The sequence below is a fragment of the Nostoc sp. JL33 genome (assembly GCF_017114985.1).
In the GTDB taxonomy this organism is placed as follows: domain Bacteria; phylum Cyanobacteriota; class Cyanobacteriia; order Cyanobacteriales; family Nostocaceae; genus Nostoc.
The window spans coordinates 1-16,484 of record NZ_JABXKP010000104.1; the positions used below are offsets into that span (position 1 = coordinate 1).

General features: G+C 42.5%; 22 protein-coding genes. 9 read left to right on the forward strand and 13 right to left on the reverse strand.

Translation table 11 applies throughout. The annotated features are described in order from the left end of the window. Window positions 1–230 precede the first annotated feature (230 nt). The 3 genes from clpS (at window position 231) to HWQ23_RS31955 (ending at window position 2,383) form a co-directional block, all read left to right on the forward strand. Window positions 231–512 carry an ATP-dependent Clp protease adapter ClpS gene (gene clpS, locus HWQ23_RS31945; protein WP_012410249.1) on the forward strand — a complete coding sequence of 94 codons (282 nt, stop codon included), beginning with the start codon at window positions 231–233 and terminating at the stop codon, window positions 510–512. Between the two features lie 69 nt (window positions 513–581). Beyond that, window positions 582–1,415, forward strand: coding sequence for a CPBP family intramembrane glutamic endopeptidase (locus HWQ23_RS31950; protein ID WP_292837972.1), 834 nt, complete (start codon window positions 582–584; stop codon window positions 1,413–1,415). Continuing rightward, complete coding sequence (locus HWQ23_RS31955; RefSeq protein ID WP_292837687.1) at window positions 1,412–2,383, forward strand: pentapeptide repeat-containing protein; 972 nt, start codon at window positions 1,412–1,414, stop codon at window positions 2,381–2,383. The genes HWQ23_RS31950 and HWQ23_RS31955 overlap by 4 nt, the downstream gene beginning before the upstream one ends. Before the next feature lie 231 nt (window positions 2,384–2,614). Here the strand turns inward: HWQ23_RS31955 and HWQ23_RS31960 are convergent, their stop codons facing one another. From HWQ23_RS31960 to HWQ23_RS31980, 5 genes are all read right to left on the reverse strand, one after another. Beyond that, window positions 2,615–2,911, reverse strand: coding sequence for a type II toxin-antitoxin system RelE/ParE family toxin (locus tag HWQ23_RS31960; RefSeq protein ID WP_292837689.1), 297 nt, complete (start codon window positions 2,909–2,911; stop codon window positions 2,615–2,617). After that, window positions 2,911–3,168, reverse strand: coding sequence for a type II toxin-antitoxin system ParD family antitoxin (locus HWQ23_RS31965; protein ID WP_292837691.1), 258 nt, complete (start codon window positions 3,166–3,168; stop codon window positions 2,911–2,913). The genes HWQ23_RS31960 and HWQ23_RS31965 overlap by 1 nt, the downstream gene beginning before the upstream one ends. Window positions 3,169–3,330: 162 nt before the next feature. After that, entirely contained in the window at window positions 3,331–3,978 is a 648-nt protein-coding gene (locus tag HWQ23_RS31970; protein WP_292837693.1) for a pentapeptide repeat-containing protein, read from the reverse strand. Beyond that, window positions 3,975–5,372 (reverse strand): DICT sensory domain-containing protein, encoded by a 1,398-nt coding sequence (locus HWQ23_RS31975; protein ID WP_292837695.1) that lies wholly within the window; start codon window positions 5,370–5,372, stop codon window positions 3,975–3,977. Before HWQ23_RS31975 ends, HWQ23_RS31970 begins: the two co-directional genes overlap by 4 nt. Window positions 5,373–5,474: 102 nt before the next feature. Next, window positions 5,475–7,064, reverse strand: coding sequence for a photosystem II high light acclimation radical SAM protein (locus HWQ23_RS31980; protein WP_292837696.1), 1,590 nt, complete (start codon window positions 7,062–7,064; stop codon window positions 5,475–5,477). A gap of 584 nt (window positions 7,065–7,648) precedes the next feature. Here HWQ23_RS31980 and HWQ23_RS31985 point away from each other — a divergent pair. From HWQ23_RS31985 to HWQ23_RS32000, 4 genes are all read left to right on the forward strand, one after another. Next, the gene (locus tag HWQ23_RS31985) at window positions 7,649–8,044 is read left to right on the forward strand and encodes a DUF1830 domain-containing protein (protein ID WP_292837697.1); all 396 of its coding nucleotides are present in this window, start codon (window positions 7,649–7,651) and stop codon (window positions 8,042–8,044) included. A 199-nt stretch (window positions 8,045–8,243) separates the two neighbouring features. After that, window positions 8,244–8,705, forward strand: a complete 462-nt coding sequence (locus HWQ23_RS31990; protein WP_292837699.1) for a DUF4079 domain-containing protein — start codon at window positions 8,244–8,246, stop codon at window positions 8,703–8,705. Window positions 8,706–8,864: 159 nt separating this feature from the next. Beyond that, a complete protein-coding gene (locus HWQ23_RS31995) occupies window positions 8,865–9,431 on the forward strand; it encodes a hypothetical protein (RefSeq protein ID WP_292837701.1) in 567 nt (188 codons plus the stop codon). Between the two features lie 62 nt (window positions 9,432–9,493). Beyond that, entirely contained in the window at window positions 9,494–10,261 is a 768-nt protein-coding gene (locus HWQ23_RS32000; protein WP_292837974.1) for an ABC transporter ATP-binding protein, read from the forward strand. 89 nt (window positions 10,262–10,350) lie between these two features. On the opposite strand, the gene HWQ23_RS32005 is transcribed toward HWQ23_RS32000, so the two are convergent. Next, a complete protein-coding gene (locus tag HWQ23_RS32005) occupies window positions 10,351–11,124 on the reverse strand; it encodes a response regulator transcription factor (protein WP_292837703.1) in 774 nt (257 codons plus the stop codon). Window positions 11,125–11,707: 583 nt separating this feature from the next. On the opposite strand from HWQ23_RS32005, the gene HWQ23_RS32010 reads away from it, so the two are divergent. Further along, window positions 11,708–11,956, forward strand: a complete 249-nt coding sequence (locus HWQ23_RS32010) for a DUF6761 family protein (protein ID WP_292837705.1) — start codon at window positions 11,708–11,710, stop codon at window positions 11,954–11,956. A 347-nt stretch (window positions 11,957–12,303) separates the two neighbouring features. Here HWQ23_RS32010 and grxD read toward each other — a convergent pair whose 3' ends face one another. Together grxD and HWQ23_RS32020 are read right to left on the reverse strand one after the other, a co-directional pair. Beyond that, window positions 12,304–12,627 (reverse strand): Grx4 family monothiol glutaredoxin, encoded by a 324-nt coding sequence (gene grxD, locus HWQ23_RS32015; RefSeq protein ID WP_292837707.1) that lies wholly within the window; start codon window positions 12,625–12,627, stop codon window positions 12,304–12,306. A 93-nt stretch (window positions 12,628–12,720) separates the two neighbouring features. Beyond that, entirely contained in the window at window positions 12,721–12,978 is a 258-nt protein-coding gene (locus HWQ23_RS32020; RefSeq protein ID WP_292837709.1) for a BolA family protein, read from the reverse strand. A 56-nt stretch (window positions 12,979–13,034) separates the two neighbouring features. On the opposite strand from HWQ23_RS32020, the gene HWQ23_RS32025 reads away from it, so the two are divergent. Beyond that, window positions 13,035–13,196 (forward strand): hypothetical protein, encoded by a 162-nt coding sequence (locus HWQ23_RS32025; RefSeq protein ID WP_292837711.1) that lies wholly within the window; start codon window positions 13,035–13,037, stop codon window positions 13,194–13,196. A gap of 38 nt (window positions 13,197–13,234) precedes the next feature. Here HWQ23_RS32025 and HWQ23_RS32030 read toward each other — a convergent pair whose 3' ends face one another. From HWQ23_RS32030 to HWQ23_RS32050, 5 genes are all read right to left on the reverse strand, one after another. Next, complete coding sequence (locus HWQ23_RS32030) at window positions 13,235–13,843, reverse strand: hypothetical protein (RefSeq protein ID WP_292837713.1); 609 nt, start codon at window positions 13,841–13,843, stop codon at window positions 13,235–13,237. A gap of 195 nt (window positions 13,844–14,038) precedes the next feature. Continuing rightward, on the reverse strand, window positions 14,039–14,794 hold the full coding sequence (locus tag HWQ23_RS32035) for a lysophospholipid acyltransferase family protein (RefSeq protein WP_292837715.1): 756 nt from the start codon (window positions 14,792–14,794) through the stop codon (window positions 14,039–14,041). Window positions 14,795–14,912: 118 nt separating this feature from the next. Next, window positions 14,913–15,398 (reverse strand): tRNA adenosine(34) deaminase TadA, encoded by a 486-nt coding sequence (gene tadA / locus HWQ23_RS32040; protein ID WP_292837717.1) that lies wholly within the window; start codon window positions 15,396–15,398, stop codon window positions 14,913–14,915. Window positions 15,399–15,534: 136 nt separating this feature from the next. Continuing rightward, on the reverse strand, window positions 15,535–15,849 hold the full coding sequence (gene grxC, locus HWQ23_RS32045; protein ID WP_292837719.1) for a glutaredoxin 3: 315 nt from the start codon (window positions 15,847–15,849) through the stop codon (window positions 15,535–15,537). 55 nt (window positions 15,850–15,904) lie between these two features. Beyond that, window positions 15,905–16,477, reverse strand: coding sequence for a DUF981 family protein (locus HWQ23_RS32050; RefSeq protein ID WP_292837721.1), 573 nt, complete (start codon window positions 16,475–16,477; stop codon window positions 15,905–15,907). Window positions 16,478–16,484 lie beyond the last annotated feature (7 nt).

Consider the following 16,484-nt stretch of genomic DNA (forward strand, 5'->3'; position numbering starts at 1 on the left):
CTGTCCTGGGGGAATTACTATGGTGCTCTTTATTTTTTATTTATAAACACCCTCTAAGACATGTGCCTTACAACTGGCTACGCAAAACTAATACGACCAATCCTTGGCAACAAAGAGTTTTCGTAGCATAGTATCTGGACAGAAATACTATAGAATAGGTAAATAACTGTTAAGCGATCGCAAAACAGAAAGTTTGTTGTAGTGAAGTAACGAGAAAAGAGCAAAGAGCCGTGTCAGTTGAAACTATTCAAAAGCCTTCCACAACCCGCAAGCTCGCGCCTCGGTATCGCGTTTTGCTCCATAACGACGACTACAACTCGATGGAGCACGTTGTGCAGTCACTAATAGCGACTGTTCCAAGCCTTACCCAACCCCAAGCTGTGAGCATTATGATGGAAGCCCATACTAACGGGCTAGCTTTAGTCATTACTTGCGCCCTGGAACACGCTGAGTTTTATTGCGAAACATTGATAAGTCACGGTTTAAGTAGCACTATTGAACCTGACGAATAGTCATTAGTCATTGGTCACTTGTACTGAGCGTAGTCGAAGTTAGAGTATTGGCTGGTGACTTACATTGGTATGAAAGAAAACCTTGTCCGTTTAGCTGAACGCCCTGCCCCTATCAGGCTGGGCTGTTTTATTTTGACATTATTGCTGCTATGGTTGCCATTGGCTGCACCAATATACTTACTAGTGCATGATTCAAACTTAGAAAGTATATTGACATTGGTGTTGTTATATGCAGCATTTATTTTTCTCCTGAGATTATGGGGTAAATACGTCTACCAGCAGCCCCAAATTCTGCGGCATTATGGCTTAGTATTCACGCGGCAAAATGGTGTGGATTTATTGCGTGGCCTGGCTATGGGGATAATTAATATTCTGATACTTTTTGGGGTAGAAAATTTATTGGGTTGGTTGGTGTGGCAACAACCGAAAGTTTTTTTGCTGAAAATAATTTTAGAGGGTTTACTTGTTGGCTTGGGTGTTGGATTTGCTGAGGAATTGTTATTCCGAGGCTGGTTGCTAAATGAATTACAACGAGATTACAGTCCGCGTGTGGCACTGTGGACAGATGCAACTGCGTTTGCTACATTGCACTTTATTAAACCCTTGGAGGCAATTATTCATACACTGCCGCAATTTCCAGCTTTAGTACTGCTGGGGTTAACGCAAGTATGGGGAAAGCGTTGGCGGAGGGGACGCTTGGGTTTACCAATTGGTTTACATGGTGGTTTAGTTTGGGGCTACTACATTATTAATGTTGGGGAATTAGTGAAATATTCTGGCCAAGTTCCTGATTGGGTAACTGGTGTGAATAATAATCCCCTACAAGGAGTGATGGGGGTGTTGTTAATGAGTGTACTAGCTTTGTGGATACGAGGAAGGACTGAGCGATCGCTTCATATATGAAAATAAAAAGATTATTAATTATATCAGTTTTATTACTCAGTTTTGTTTCTGGTTGTAAAGATTGTCAGGCTAAAAAAACTTCAAATCCCGCTCATGTGAAGCAGTTGTTAACAACTAAAAAATGTCCCAAGTGTGATTTAGGTGGTGCTGATTTAACAAATGCTGATTTAGCTGGAGCAGATTTAAGAGAAGCCGAACTAACTAATGCTAAATTAGACGGAGCCAATCTACAAGGGGCTGATTTAACTAAAGCTGAACTCAGATGGCGAGATGATGTTGGCGACAAAGGGAAAATGGGTATATCAGAAATAGGTGATGATTACTGTAATGTTACCTATGAGGCTTCATTCAAAGGAGTTAACTTGAGGGGAGCGAAACTTATTCAAACTGACTTATCAAGTTTGGATTTAAGCGAAGCTAATCTGAGTGATGCTGATTTGACTAATGCAAAACTAAACTGGGCAAAACTAAATAAAGTAAATTTAGAAAAAGCTAATTTAAATAGTGCTTCCTTAGAGTCAGCAGGGCTAGATTACGCTAATCTAAAAAAGGCAAATCTACAGGGTGCGAATTTAAGTTTGAGTAGCTTGTATCATGCAAATTTAGAAAAAGCTAATTTAAATAACGCGTCCTTAGAGTCAGCAGAGCTAGATTACGCTAATCTAAAAGAAGCTAACCTTACAAATGCCAATTTAGATCACAGTTCACTTTTAGGTGCAAATCTGCAAAAAACACAGTTGATAAATGCTAATTTGCAAGGAGCTAAACTGAGCGATTATCTTATTGATACTAATCTAAGTGGAGCTAACCTCAGCAGTGCTTCTCTAACAAGTCTTAATTTACAGAAGGTTATCTACGATTCTCATACTATTTGGCGTGGAGCCTCTTATAACGAGTTTACACAGTTCCCTAATGGATTTAATTCTCTAAATGAGCAAATGGAATTTAAAAGGCTTTCTCCTTTTTAATAATTTATTATTTTCTAATATTATTTTAATGAACTTGCTTGTCGCTGGATGTGCTGAGATATATTCACCAGGTAATGAACCACAATATGAGAAAATTGCAGAAGATAATATTATATCTATGATTCAGAATCAAAAAAACTACTTTCCAACCCATAAAACTTTCCTGAAACTAGTTGATAAACCATTAAAATCAAACCCATCTTTTTTCAAAAATGAAAAACGCCAATATTGTTATACGTCTTGAAATAAGTTTTGGATATCTCTTGCTCCATGTAGAACGCGGATAACTTCAATCCCTTGGTTTATAGGGCAGTAGAAAATTAGATAACTCTTTACTGGAAAACTCCGTATATTTGGTATTAAAGAGTCACGCTGTCTTCCCAAGCTGGGATTTTCTGCCAGTATTTTGAGCTTGCTGTCAATGTTTAGCAGAAATTGATCTGCTTTTTCAAAGCTATCATTAGCAATGAAATTCCAAATATCCAATAAATCAGTTTCAGCCAGTGGTCTTTTAAGAATAATCGCCATTAAAGGGATTCAACCTTCTGCCGTTGTTGTTTTGCCTTAGCGATGATTTCATCCATATTTAGAGGCGTAGATTCTCCGCTATCAATCCCTTGCTGAATCTCCTGTCGTAGTTGTGCAAGCCGTATTTCTTTTAGGGTATCCTGCTCCTTGAGAAGCCGCAGACCTTCCCGAATGACTTCAGTCGCGGAAGTATACATCCCGCTTTCAACTTGGGACTGTACCCACTTTTCCAATTCGAGGGTTAGGGAAACGTTCATAAATACTTCAAAACAAGCTGATACTAATCATCCTATCGTTGATAAAAGAAAATAGTCAAATTTGTTATGATCTCACCTACTTAACTGAAGGGTTACTGCCACTTGATGATATTGTGCTTTAATCCTGCCCAATGACCTATCAATACTTCCTAGATACCAACATCATTTCAGATCAAACGCACTCTCCACAACTGTACCCACCACACACGCTTTATTCAAATTAACGCCGCTCAAATTTGCACCTTCTAACTCTGCACAAAGTAAATTCGCTCCTGTCAAATTCGCTCCCGCCAAATTCGCCCCCCGTAAGTCAGCTTCTTCAAGATTTGCTTCACTCAACAACGCCCCTTGCAAATCAGCGCGACTCAAGTCTGCACCTTTGAGATTTGCCCCAGTCAGGTTTGCACCGCGCAAGTCAGCACCCCGAAAGTCAACGCCTTGCAAGTTCACATTCATTAAATTGGCACCACTCAAGAAAGCACCCACCAATGACACATCACTGAGTCTTGCTCCCATTAAGTTAGCGCCACGCAAATTGCTACCCCGCAAGTCAGCGCCGGTTAAATCTGCTTGCATTAGGTTCGCTCCCATCAAGTTAGCCCGCAAGTCAGTTTCTTGGAGGTTGGCTCCCATTAAATTTGCCCCCTCAAAATGCCCACCTTCGAGTTTAGAACCAGCGAAATTAGTGCCGACAAGGGTAGCGCCAGCAAGATTAATCCGGCTTAAATCCAGTCGGGAGAGTTCCTCGTCTTCTAAATTTGCCCCTGGAAGTTGTTTGAGTTTTCCTAATCTAATCGCTTCAATATTCATGTAAAGTAACTATTAATCTCCTCACTGATCTTGCTGTGGCTATCCCATTGGGAATCAAGTATCCAGATGCCGGCGCTGACTTTGGGTGTCATCAACTGTAAGTCGAGTCCCTGTTGTAAACCCATAACTAACAAAGCTAGGGTATCTACAAGTTTAGGGTCAAAGCGGCTAGATTGTTGCTGTTTGCACTCATCTAAAGCTTGAGTAAATATCTTTTCCCGGCTTTGATTTGACGACTTTCGCTGATTTAACCGCCACTGAAAGTCTGCCAATAATGCCAAAATTCTCGATTCTAGGGGAATTTCATCTCCAGCTAAACCTGCTGGTTCCCCTGAACCATTCCACCACTCACTTTGGTGAGTAATAATTTGGGCAACTGCTCGCAGTCGTGGCATGGTTCGCAATACTTGCGCCCCCGGTACTAAGGGACAAGTTAAGGGAGAACTGGGGGCATCTTCTTGGTAGCGTGCCGATATACCGTCAGCGAGTAAGCTTTCTGCTTTCTGTAATGGATCTATGCGATGCAACAAAGCCGCTAGCCGCAACCTTTTAATCTGCCATGCAGGAAGATCCAAAAGCTGGCCGATCGCTTCAGCAAGAACTACTACTTCCGCAGCTGCCATTGGATTGTTGACATCTGCCATATCCATCAGTTGCGCCATTCGCAAAAAGGCTTGGATTTCGTTAGAAACCAAGTTGCGATCTAGGGTTTGTTTCTGAAGCGCTGTGGGGATGGATAAATTATCTTGCCCAGTCTGGAGATAATCTACTACACGGGAGACAACTGCACCCAAATTTTGGGATCTGTCCATTGACGGTACAATTTGCTGTTTATCGGCTGTGAGTTTTTTCGCCAGTTCTGGGTTGTATTTTTTGATGTGAGCGATCGCTATTTCTGCCGTTTCTTGGACTAACTCTGGCTCAAATGTCCACAAGCCATAGAATTTTCGCTCTAAGTCTGATGTCGGTACTCCAGTACTGCCATAATCAGCTTCTGATAATTCTTGACAAATTACCATTGCTGTGTATTTAGGCGATAAAATAATTAAATGCCACTCCTGAGCTACTGGATCGACTGAATCTAATGCCACTAAGTCTACATTTGGTAAAAGGCTTGTGGGATGTTCAGCAAAGCCAGATTCAGCAGCAGCCATAATCACAATTTCGCTGCTGCGCTGGGCGATATCTGCATATCGTTGAGCTTCTTGTAGATACCATTTACCCCGTTGGAAGGCTGAGATGACCAGGGGTTTACCGTCGTCGGTTAAAATATGGTCTTCTAGAGCGTGGCACAGGGCAACTAGGGTATTTTTGTAGTAAACACCGAATCGAATTGGCCTGGTGGTGTGGCGATGGGCTATTTCTAGCTGTTGTAGGATTGAACCTTCTAACATGGGATTGGGTGAAAATAACCGCAGAGGGGGAGTGAGTAGGGCAGGGGCGCAGGTGAGAGACAAAAAGATAAAATTTCCTCTTGTCTGATTGAGCGAATTTTATCAAACAGCTGCTAACTGTTTCTCTTTCGTCTCTATTGGTGCAGAAAGTGCTGCTTCTAAGTCGGCACAACCTAGCTTTTCTTCTAAGATTTTCATGACTTCACGTCCGAAATCGTTAGGGTTTTGTTGCCAAGCTTGCAAGCAGACTTCACCGAAGAATGAACCAAGGGGTTCGGGATTCCAGAGGAGTTTTTTGGCTGTCCACGGCATCAAGCTCATTGGATCATACCCTGGTTTGAGGATGCCTTCTTTAAAAGCGTATTCTTCTAGATGAGTATGGGGTTGTAGTCCAATAAAGAAAATGGCAGGTTCGACTTTATCAGCACCAAAAATCCGTTCTAGTTCGCGGTGGTAGGCGATGGTTTGGCGGATGGTTTCGGGACGTTCGTCAATGACGTTAAAGGAGTAGTTAACGGAAACTAAGTCGTTGAAACCAGCTGCTTTTAAATCGCGGCAGTTTTGCAAGACGTTTCGCAGGTTATACCCCATCCGCATTTTCCGCACGAGTTCTTGAGAACCACTGGTAATCCCAATTTCAAAGTAGTTCATCCCGGTTTTCGCCATCAAGTCGCACAACTGGGGTGTCAAATTGTCGGCTCTAATGTAAGCTGCCCAGTGGATGTCTGTCATACCAGAATCGACGATTTTTTGCAAGAGTTCTATGGCATCGTCGATAAATTTTCTCGCTGGGATGAATTGGGCATCGGTAAACCAGAAGTTGCGAATGCCGCGATCGTATAATTGGCGCATCTCAGCAACTACTTCATCTGCTGGGTTGATGCGTACTTGTTTACCTTCGACAACAGTGTAGACGCAATAACAACAATTGTGAGGACAACCGCGCTTAGTTTGTACACCTATATAAAAGTCTTGCTCTTGCAGGTAAAAGTTAAATTCCGGCCAGATGCTTTCGATATAGTCGTAGTTACAAGCTGTTTTTTCTAGTGGGGTGGGTTGTTCGTGAATTAGCCGTTCCCGTGGTTGAGTTTCTCCGACAACGTAACAGCGTTCATCTCGAAAATCTCTGCCACTTAAAAGTTTTTCTAGCAGGGTTTCGCCTTCACCCACAGAAATAATTGCCCCTTGAGGTAAGCTTTTACCCAACTGTTCATAAAATACACTAACTGCACCACCACCTACAACTACACGAGCATCAGAATTATATTTTTGGGCACGCTTTAAACCGCGTTTGATTAAGCCCTGGTTTTGCCACAATTCTACATAGTAAGCAATGAAGATTCGTAAACCGCCGAATCCACCGCGTAATTTTAATAGAGGATTCTTCGCGTAGTAAAATTCAAAGGCGTTTTGTAGTGGATTACCACCACGCCCGCCAACTGGGGCATAAATTTGAATATCCCGCCAAGAAAATACTAGCAGTGTCGGTTTAAATTCATCGATACAGCGATCTAAGGCGGTAGCATAATCTAAAGGTGGCACTGTTCCCAAATCAAAGATACGCTGTTCGATATTCGGAAACTGTTTGTGGACGTGATCGCTCAGGTAGACAACCCCAATGGGAAAGATAGGGTTACAAGGAAGGCGAACGTAAAGAATTCGATTTTCCATCATGGGTGTTTTGACTTCCATCTTGCCAATCTTTGGGGAAAGCGAGATAAATTCCAGTTTTAAGGCGTGTTTTTGTTTTGGCTGCTCTTAATCTCTGACAATCTTGCTTGACATTGAAGCCGATTATTGATATCAGCGAAACTTTTGTTCACAGATGTATCAATAAAATTGCTTTGCGTACCAAACGCCGGGTATCAAGAGAGGCTTTATGAAGAAATTTTTCATATAGCTTTACGATAACATTGAGTTTATTCATTAAGCGATGATCCCAGGCTTTTAATCGGGGGATAGATGAAACACAAAAATACACCCCTGAACAAGGCTGAAGCTAAGGGGATCTTCACCATATCCGCTCTGTAATTATCTGCCCTCAAGAAGTTAAAGGTTTTTTGCCAGAGATTAAAAACTCAAAGATGTTGACATAGGGTAAAATTTTAGAAAAAGCATAAAAGTTTACAAAGTTTTTATAACCTCAGATATATCTTTAGGTAGAAAAAATCTAGAAAGAGTTAAGTTGGTATTCGCAGTTACAACAACTGGGGATCAGTGGGTGCTAGGCTTGGCTAGTGTAATGTAAAATTGCGGCGTAAAGCTCCTCAGCAGTTATGGCTCAAATATTAGATCCTCTACCACCTGAGCAATCGGGAAAAATTCTCTGCTGCTACATTAATGCCACGAGCAAAATACAGATAGCTCGCATCTCCAATATTCCCAACTGGTACTTTGAAAGGGTTGTTTTTCCTGGACAACGTTTAGTGTTTGAAGCTCCGCGAAAAGCTCAATTGGAGATTCATACAGGGATGATGGCAAGTGCAATTTTATCCGATAAAATTCCGTGCGATCGCCTGATGCTCGACGAACCCAGCGTTTATGAGTTTGATACCGACTCATCAGATGCAAAAGACCCTATTAATACCCAAGCAATAGTGCAGCAAATTAATACAAAAATCGGAGATACTACAAAACCCTTACAAATCGTTGGTTTAGCATCGGTTGATTAAAAAAAAAATTTACTAAATTTAAGGGTTGCTAATTCAGCAGCCTTTTTTGTTTATTATTTATTATTTATTGGGCATTGGGCACTTGTACTGAGCGAAGTCGAAGTATTGGGCATTGGGCATTGGTTATTCCCCCATCTCCCTCATCTCCCTCATCTCCCCCATCTTCCTCATCTCCCTGATCTCATCTACAATCATTCTTATGAATCTGCCTTCATTTCTTTGGTTGTGGAAAATAGCCGCCTGGTCGATGGGGTTGTCCCTGCTGGCATATCTGATGTTAGCAGTCACCGGCGTTTGGATGTTTCGGGCGAGAACTTCGCAGCAATTCCCTTTTATTACCTCATTTCTGGGCGGAAATAGGGAGGTGCGATCGCTCCACTATACAATGGGCATTAGCATGGTAGGTTTAGTGCTACTATTGCTAGCGATCGGCATTGTTGGCACTTTCGGTCACTTTGGTTCTTTAGGTCACTCGTCACACCTAATCGCTGGATTGATAGTGGTAGCATTAGTTTTACTGTCTGCTTTCAGTGCGACGCAAATTAGTGCCACACGACCTTGGGCTAGACCCTTACACATCGGCGTAAATATTATTCTATTTATAGGATTTGCCTGGGTATCCCTTACTGGTTGGATTGTAGTGCAAAAATATTTACCCTAAAAAATTACGAATTACGAATTACGTTAGCGTTCACAAAGTGTCTCGTAGAGAAGCGGGGCGTAGCCCATTACGAATTATTAAAGTGGCATAGCTTATATGCGGCAGGCGAGGTAAGACATAGACCTACCCTACAATGAAGAAAAGCATTGTAATTGAGCCGTGACAGTAAACTCAGCCAATATCTCAACTTCTGTTTTTCGTCTGTCTCCTTTGATTCGGATGACGCTGCTGAGTCTATACATAGCACTCACAGTCCCATTACCCTTCTTATCGCAGGTAACAGCTGCACCCGTACCCCCAGGATTATTGTGGATAGGGATTAGCATCGGCTTAGTTGCCTTGTATGCCGTATTGACTGAACAAGTAATGGTAGATGACCAGGGAATTCAGGTTACTTACCCCGCCTGGGTGCCTCGCTTTTTTCGTAAAGGCTGGTTATTACCTTGGTCAGAAGTGAAAGAGTTAAAACCCCGCACCACCGGTCAAGGAGGGCTAGTTTATTACTTCGTCAGCCAAGATGGGAAAGCTTATTTACTACCGATGCGTGTAGCCGGATTTTCCCGGTTCGTGCAAATTGTGCAAGCAAAGACAGGTATTGATACCACAAATGTTCGCCCTTTAGCACAGCCGTGGATGTACTTGATTTTACTGGGATTGACACTACTGTTATTGTTGGTCGATGGCTGGGCGATCGCTACAGCCTTAACTACTGCACAATTAACTTAAAATTGGGCATTGGTTATTTCTCCCCCATCTCCCCACTCCCCACTCCCCACTCCCCACTCCCCTTGAATAATGTCACACTCAGGCTAGAGCAAGTTAATCTATTTACAAGCCTGAAAACCCAACTTCCCGGTAATCAGCAGGGATACCCCGTATTGCAAGATATTTCCTTCGAGGTATTCCAGAGCGATCGCATTGCAATTATAGGCTCAGTAGGTGCTGGTAAAACGTCGTTATTACGCCTTCTCAACCGTCTAATTGAACCTACTAGTGGCAAAATCTATCTAGAAAAACAAGAATATCGCCAAATTCCTGTCATCCAGTTACGCCAGATGCTTGTACTTGTATTGCAAGAATCAAAACTGTTGGGGATGACAGTTGGGCAAGCCTTGGCTTATCCTCTAGTTTTGCGGGGTTTGTCTAAACAGATAATTCAAGAACGAATCACTCACTGGACAGAACAAGTGCACATTCCCAGTGAATGGTTGGGGCGAACAGAGGTGCAACTTTCTGCTGGACAACGACAACTAGTAGCGATCGCTCGTGCCTTAGTCATCCAGCCTAAAATATTATTATTAGACGAGCCAACCTCTGCCCTAGATGCTGGTACGGCTTCTCATCTAATGCAAGTCTTAACCCAGTTGAGTCAAACTCATCAAACCACGATTCTGATGGTAAATCACCAACTGGAACTAGCCCAGATGTTTTGCACTCGGCTATTACACCTACAGCAAGGTCATTTATTCGCAAATCAAAGAGTCCCAGAGATCAACTGGGTTGAATTACGAGAAAGCTTAATTAAAGCAGAAGCTCAAGACGATTTTGGATTTTAAATTTTGGATGAGTTAGGAGACAGGAATCAGGAGTCGTTTTCTTACTCCCCCTCACCCCAATGCCCCATGCCCCATGCCCCATGCCCGATTCACACTTGACTACTACTAAGTGTTGAACGTTGATTACTAAATCTCTCTCTAGCTAACTTTGTTGTTTGTGACTGTGAAATACTGGTATTCAAAATTTCCATGTTAAAACGGTATCCTACATTGCGGATAGTTTGAATCAAGTTGGGTTGCCGGGGATCAAGTTCAACCTTTTTCCGCAACGACAAAACGTGAGTATCAATGGTACGAGGATTATCGATAGCGTCAGGCCAAGCACGACGCAGCAATTCTGACCTACTCAGAGGTACTCCCCCAGCTTGTGCTAAAACGTACAGCAAACTGAATTCTTGGGGCGTTAAGTCGATAAACTCCCCCTGGAAGCGGACACGGCGCTGCACTAAATCGATTTGCAAAGTGCCATAATCCAAATAAGCTGGTGCAGTAGGTGTGCGCTTCCGGCGAATCAGTGCCTCTGTGCGTGCCAAAAACTCTTGCATCCCAAAAGGTTTGCTTAGATAATCATCTGCACCCGCCTTTAAACCTGCGACGATATCAGCTTCACTATTACGGGCAGATAGCATTAAGACTAGAGGCTGCTGCTGACGATGCAACCAACGACAAAACTCAATGCCATCACCATCAGGCAGATCCGCATCCAAAATGACCAGTGTTGGTTGATGGCTTAAAAATACTTCCCTTGCTTGATAAATACTGGCAGCTTGATGCACACGGTATTCCAGTTGTTGCAAGTGCCAACCCAGCAACGACCTCAGATGGGGATTCCCCTCAATGATTTCTATACAAACCGAACCCACGGTGGCAAGACCCCTTAGCGTCGATGACTTTCAAAGTAACAAGCCCATCTCTAAGGTTTTGTAGCCTTTGTTACTTCAATTGCTATTAGCTTTACATTTCCTCATAAAATGAGTTGCAATATCTTTAATTTGTGCCTTGCCGAAAGGGGATTAGAAATATTCTTAAATCTTTATTAAATTTCTCAAAAGTGTTGTTAGACTTATTAAAAGTTCTTTGAGCTTAACATTCTGCTTTTAGATGGGTGTAATGTGGGAAATCTCTATAACCCAACCAGCTAACCCTTACTACAACAGCTTTTCGACCTGATGTTGAAAGGGGATTTTTATCGCAAAAATTAGTTTCTACATCCAGCAATATAACACCAATACAATTGGGCTGTTGACTATGAAAATCATAAAAATAATTTAGCTGATAACTAGAATCGATGTTTTCTGGAATAGGATAAAAGTAGCTTGTAGCTGCTAGGAGGGTACTACCCAAAGTAGATGTGTTGACTTTGAGTTGATGCCAAAGTGAAATTAGACTTCACATTTGAGCGTGAATCATTTACAATTCTGATTCCAAAGAGATTAAACAGCAGTTATGCTCCAAGACACACAAACCATCCGCTATTACCAAAGACTCACCGACGCCTTCGCCGAGTTATGGAATCGCGGTTATCGCACTGATGATATGCGGATGTATTTGGATGGATATCTAGCCGCACTGCGACATGGCAACATTATTGAACCTTTTCTGATTCATCGCTTAGAAGAGGAAGCCAGCCGCTACTTATACGATGGATCAAATTTTGCAGTGCCGCAACCACAGCCACAACCGGATTACTACTAAATACCATTTACCTGGTAATTGATAGTAACCGTTAATTACCGCAGATAATTATAGCATATTATCTGTATTGGTCAACGGGTTGCCGTGGTGTGAGATTTTGGAAATATTGTATTGAGAAAATGCATCCCCTCAGCCCTATATTGGTCTTGCCAATCCGACTGAGGGGATTGTTGACCTAACCTGAAATCGATTCAAAGGCAGGTCAAGTATTTTATGTCAGAACCTATTAAAAAAGCCTTGAAAGGGGAGACACTGTTTCTCTCCCCTTTCAAGGACATTAAAAATGGCAGATTGCCTTGATTGCGAAGCGCAAACTTAGCAGCATACCTTTTAGTTTGCGTCAAGAATTAAGAAGCTAATGCTACTTCTACCTTTTGCTGCAATTCACCTTTTTGGTACAGTTCAATTAAGATATCAGAACCGCCAAGGAATTCACCATTAATATACACTTGGGGAATTGTCGGCCAGTTAGAGTATTCTTTAATTCCCTGACGGATTTCAGAGTCTGATAGAACATCAACTGTCTCGAAGGGAACTCCCAAGGTATTGAGAATCTGCACCACGTTGTTGGAGAAACCACATTGGGGCATTAACTTGTTTCCCTTCATGAAAACTAAAATCTTGTTCTGTTGTAGCAAGGTATCAATTTTCTCTTTGAGTTCTGGCGTCATGGTATTTGTGTTTCCTATGTTGCATTCAACGATGACGAGTCAGGAGTTAAAAATTCATAACTCATAAATAACTCCTAACTCCTAACTTTATGTTTACGAAGCTGTTGTTGCTTGCCAAGCTTCGGGAGTATATGTTTTTACTGCCAAGGCATGAATCGCTTCAGTTGACATAGCTTGCCCTAACGCACCATAAATTAACTGGTGCTGTTGCACTAGTGCCTTACCTGTAAACTGCGATGAAACAACTGTCACCTGATAGTGGTCACCGCCACCAGTCAAGTCTTGCACCTGAACCTGGGCGTCTGGCAGTTCCGCCTTGATCATTGCCTCAACCTGCTGCGGAGTAATCATCGCTATTCCTGAAAAAACTTACTTTTCTATTATTAACAGATGTAGAGCAAATACCTGTGCTAACTTCAGGTTTTAGCAACGCTTGGGATAAATGCGCCTCTGAGGTATATTTTTCAGGACGTTGGGTCAAAGCTACCGCAGATAATCCTATCCTAGCACTGGGGCGTTCCAAGGTGCAGTTCAGGGAGAGAAGGATGTCGAAAGATGAGGAAGATTAGGGAGATGGGGCAAAACAGGCAACAAAAATTTAATTAATTTATTTTTTTTCGGATGAGGAAGATGAATTACCAGCTTCTCTGGGATAAGGAGAATCAACAAAACCCAATTCAAACAACTGTTTATAGGCTTTCTTGCCTAAATCCCGCGTCGGGTTTTGACTCTTAATTATTTGAATCAACAACGGTACAGCTAATTCTGGCTTATTTTGTGCTCGATGTACCAATGCTAGCTGAAAGGTGGTTTCATCACGCTTTTGGGCTGTTAATAGAGCTTTTTGACGCTGAGAATCAGAAACTCTATTGTCAATTCCCGAAAAGCTAGAATTTAACTCTTGATAAAAATTAGATAGCTGATTATAAACCTGACGTGCTTCTTCCAGTTTCTTAACAGCTAAGGGGTAGTTTTGAGCCGAAATCGCTTGTCCTGCATCTTTTACTAAGCGATCGCCCCCATCAATGCTCAAAAGGCTGTTACTTTGGGTTATGGGGCGAAGGTTATTGGGAGCGTTGGGGTCAATCGGTTGTGGTTGGCTAGTAGTGCCTGGTGACTGTGATACCTGAGCATTCACAGGAGATAGCAGGCTAAGGACTGCTATGACTGATAAAACAGTACGGTGCATCAAGGTAACAGCGACAGCAGTGTTCATGGGATCAATTAGTGCGACAACTATAAAAAAGTTATGGAAACTTCGGGTATCTTAACTCTGTTTTGGTCTTCGACAAAGCAAAGCTACATCCTAAGTATCTCTGATTTAGACTAAAAATCGGTTTAATAGAGTTCCCATTACCCTTGTATAGTAACTAGCTTAAATCGTCCTGATGAACGATACTTACGGGCGAGATCAAGAATTAGTGATTTCTGCAAATGCGTGATTAGTAATTTTTGTTTCTTGATGGCTTAATTGTTGCAGTGCCTTTGCTAAATCAACTGTGATGTTTTTGGCATCTTGTTTTATATAGCCACTCATATAATCCCTTACTCTGATTGGGGAGCCAATGTGAATACTCACATCTGTACCCCAATTTGGATAAGGTTGGCTGTAATTAATGCCTATGGGTATGATTTTCACTCCCAGCCCGGAATGACTAGATTCAGCACTCAAAGCAAGACGAGCAATTCCCGGCTTCAACTGGTGAACTTGGCCATCACGAAAAATGTTACCTTCTGGAAAGATGACCAGGGTTTTTTCCTGCTGAAGTAGCTCGACTCCATGTCGCAGCGTGCGGATTGACGGATGCTTAGAATTTACAGGAAACCCCCCTAAACGTCGGACAAACCAGCCTTGCAAACCTTGGCATTCGTCAATAGTCACCATAAAGCGCAAGTCATGTTCTCTACGACAATTAGCAGTAGCGTAGGGTACGAGCAATGCATCCCAACGCGCCCGATGGGTAGGCGCAAGGATCACAGGCCCAGTTGTGGGGATATTTTTTTGTCCGGTTATTCTAATTTGCCCAAAGAATAATGGTAATAGGCAGTGACGCCCTAATAAATATGCCAGAGGGCTTAACCAAGGAGAAACCCTTGAGGTAGTATGATCTTCCTGAGGATTTGCTGGTGTGTGCTGGCAGGTATCGGATAAAGAGTAAAATTCCATGATGACGGATGCAGCTGATTTACGCGTAAAATTTCACGAGAAGCCTGATTAGTTACTACACCGTAGATTCTCTTGCGTGACTTGTGTTGTACTAGATGGACAGTTTTACCTCTGTCCGTTAGTTTACGCTACGTCGCTTAGTGGCAAACCAGGTCTGTAGCTGCTGACGACAAGCTGACTCTAAAATGCCTCCGATTACCTGGAGACGGTGATTAGAAGCAGCGCTATCGGGTATGTTAATAACTGTACGAATTGCGCCAGTTTTTGTATCGTCTACTCCATAGACAAGTAGTCTTATACGTGCTTGTAGAATAGCACCTGCACACATCGGGCAAGGTTCAAGAGTTACATAGAGAGTGCATTCATTCAGATGCCAATTTTGTAAAGTTGTTGCAGCTGTTTTGAGAGCGAGAATTTCCGCATGAGCGGTAGGGTCTTTGTCGCGCTCTTTTCTGTTTTCTCCTTGTGCTAGCAATTTGCCTGTTGAATCAATGATAACAGCACCTACAGGGACTTCACCTGCATCACCTGCTGCTTTTGCTAATTCTAGGGCACAACTCATCCATTGTTGATGTATAAGATATTCTGTATACTTAGTTAGCATCTTCTTATCAAGGCATGATGTGCAACTTAATATTCTGACCTCTCTCTAAATCACCAATACTGTTTGGTTAAGGCAAGAGACGCGATGAATCGCCGTCTCTACAATAATCTTTCGTCTTGACGGCGATTTATCGTGTCTAAATAGCGACTTGGGCTAAAAGGGGATCGAGTTGACTTTGTGTGTCTAGCTGATATAGGTCATCGCAGCCGCCAATGTGCTGGTTATTGATAAAAATTTGTGGTACTGTGCGGCGACCGTTGGCGCGTTCTGCCATTTTTGCTCTGGCTGCTGCGTCGCCGTCGATTTTGTATTCAGTGAAATTTACACCTTTCCACCACAGCAGTATTTTGGCACGAATGCAGTATGGACAAGTTTGCCATGTGTAAAGTTCGACGTTGGCTTTGACTCGCTCTGGATGGCGATTTAAAAGGGGATTAAGAAAGTCCAGCATATTTTCTTAAGCAAGGTTTTAACTATTTCTCTAGCCTAGATCATTGCGGCATTGATTACCGCATTGGGGCTGGAACCCATTTTTGGAAACCCTCTAAATGATTCCAGTAAGACAAATATCCAGTCAATGCCCAAATTAGAGCGGCTACTATCAGCACTGCTACGCCAATTAACCGCCAGGTTCGGTTAGTTTTCCAATAGAGAGTTGGGGCTGCAAAAATACCACCTAAGCCAGTTAAAATAAAGCCGATTCCTGATAAAAGTGGTTGTTTGGTCAAATTCAAGTTGATGATCCGGATACCCACTACGATCGCAACTGCACCAGCAAAGAAGCCGTAAATTGCTATTGTGAATAAATCCCAACCTTGAGCAAGAGAAACCGCAGCCGCCACAAACAAGATGCCAAATAAGACACTTGTCTCACCAAAGGCAATGTTGAAGCTACCCATTACTGGCCAGGTGAAGCTCATGTGTAAACCAGTTGTGAGTGCGATCGCCCCTGTAATCCCAAAACCGGGAATCCACTGTCTTTGATTGGAACTATCTAGACCACGATACACATAGTCAGCCAGTAGAAATAGCCCAGCTACCATATTGATCAACATTAGTGTGATGTAGTCGATAAACACGATTAAC

Coding starts and splice junctions, on each gene's coding strand:
- HWQ23_RS32020 (WP_292837709.1), bottom strand. CDS start 12,978: ATGATTACTCCGCAGCAGGTTGAGGCAATGATCAAGGCGGAACTGCCA.
- tadA (WP_292837717.1), bottom strand. CDS start 15,398: ATGCTAACTAAGTATACAGAATATCTTATACATCAACAATGGATGAGT.
- grxD (WP_292837707.1), bottom strand. CDS start 12,627: ATGACGCCAGAACTCAAAGAGAAAATTGATACCTTGCTACAACAGAAC.
- HWQ23_RS31985 (WP_292837697.1), top strand. CDS start 7,649: ATGGCTCAAATATTAGATCCTCTACCACCTGAGCAATCGGGAAAAATT.
- HWQ23_RS31960 (WP_292837689.1), bottom strand. CDS start 2,911: ATGGCGATTATTCTTAAAAGACCACTGGCTGAAACTGATTTATTGGAT.
- HWQ23_RS31970 (WP_292837693.1), bottom strand. CDS start 3,978: ATGAATATTGAAGCGATTAGATTAGGAAAACTCAAACAACTTCCAGGG.
- HWQ23_RS31955 (WP_292837687.1), top strand. CDS start 1,412: ATGAAAATAAAAAGATTATTAATTATATCAGTTTTATTACTCAGTTTT.
- HWQ23_RS31990 (WP_292837699.1), top strand. CDS start 8,244: ATGAATCTGCCTTCATTTCTTTGGTTGTGGAAAATAGCCGCCTGGTCG.
- HWQ23_RS31975 (WP_292837695.1), bottom strand. CDS start 5,372: ATGTTAGAAGGTTCAATCCTACAACAGCTAGAAATAGCCCATCGCCAC.
- HWQ23_RS31950 (WP_292837972.1), top strand. CDS start 582: ATGAAAGAAAACCTTGTCCGTTTAGCTGAACGCCCTGCCCCTATCAGG.
- HWQ23_RS31980 (WP_292837696.1), bottom strand. CDS start 7,064: ATGGAAGTCAAAACACCCATGATGGAAAATCGAATTCTTTACGTTCGC.
- HWQ23_RS32010 (WP_292837705.1), top strand. CDS start 11,708: ATGCTCCAAGACACACAAACCATCCGCTATTACCAAAGACTCACCGAC.
- HWQ23_RS32030 (WP_292837713.1), bottom strand. CDS start 13,843: ATGAACACTGCTGTCGCTGTTACCTTGATGCACCGTACTGTTTTATCA.
- grxC (WP_292837719.1), bottom strand. CDS start 15,849: ATGCTGGACTTTCTTAATCCCCTTTTAAATCGCCATCCAGAGCGAGTC.
- HWQ23_RS32035 (WP_292837715.1), bottom strand. CDS start 14,794: ATGGAATTTTACTCTTTATCCGATACCTGCCAGCACACACCAGCAAAT.
- HWQ23_RS31965 (WP_292837691.1), bottom strand. CDS start 3,168: ATGAACGTTTCCCTAACCCTCGAATTGGAAAAGTGGGTACAGTCCCAA.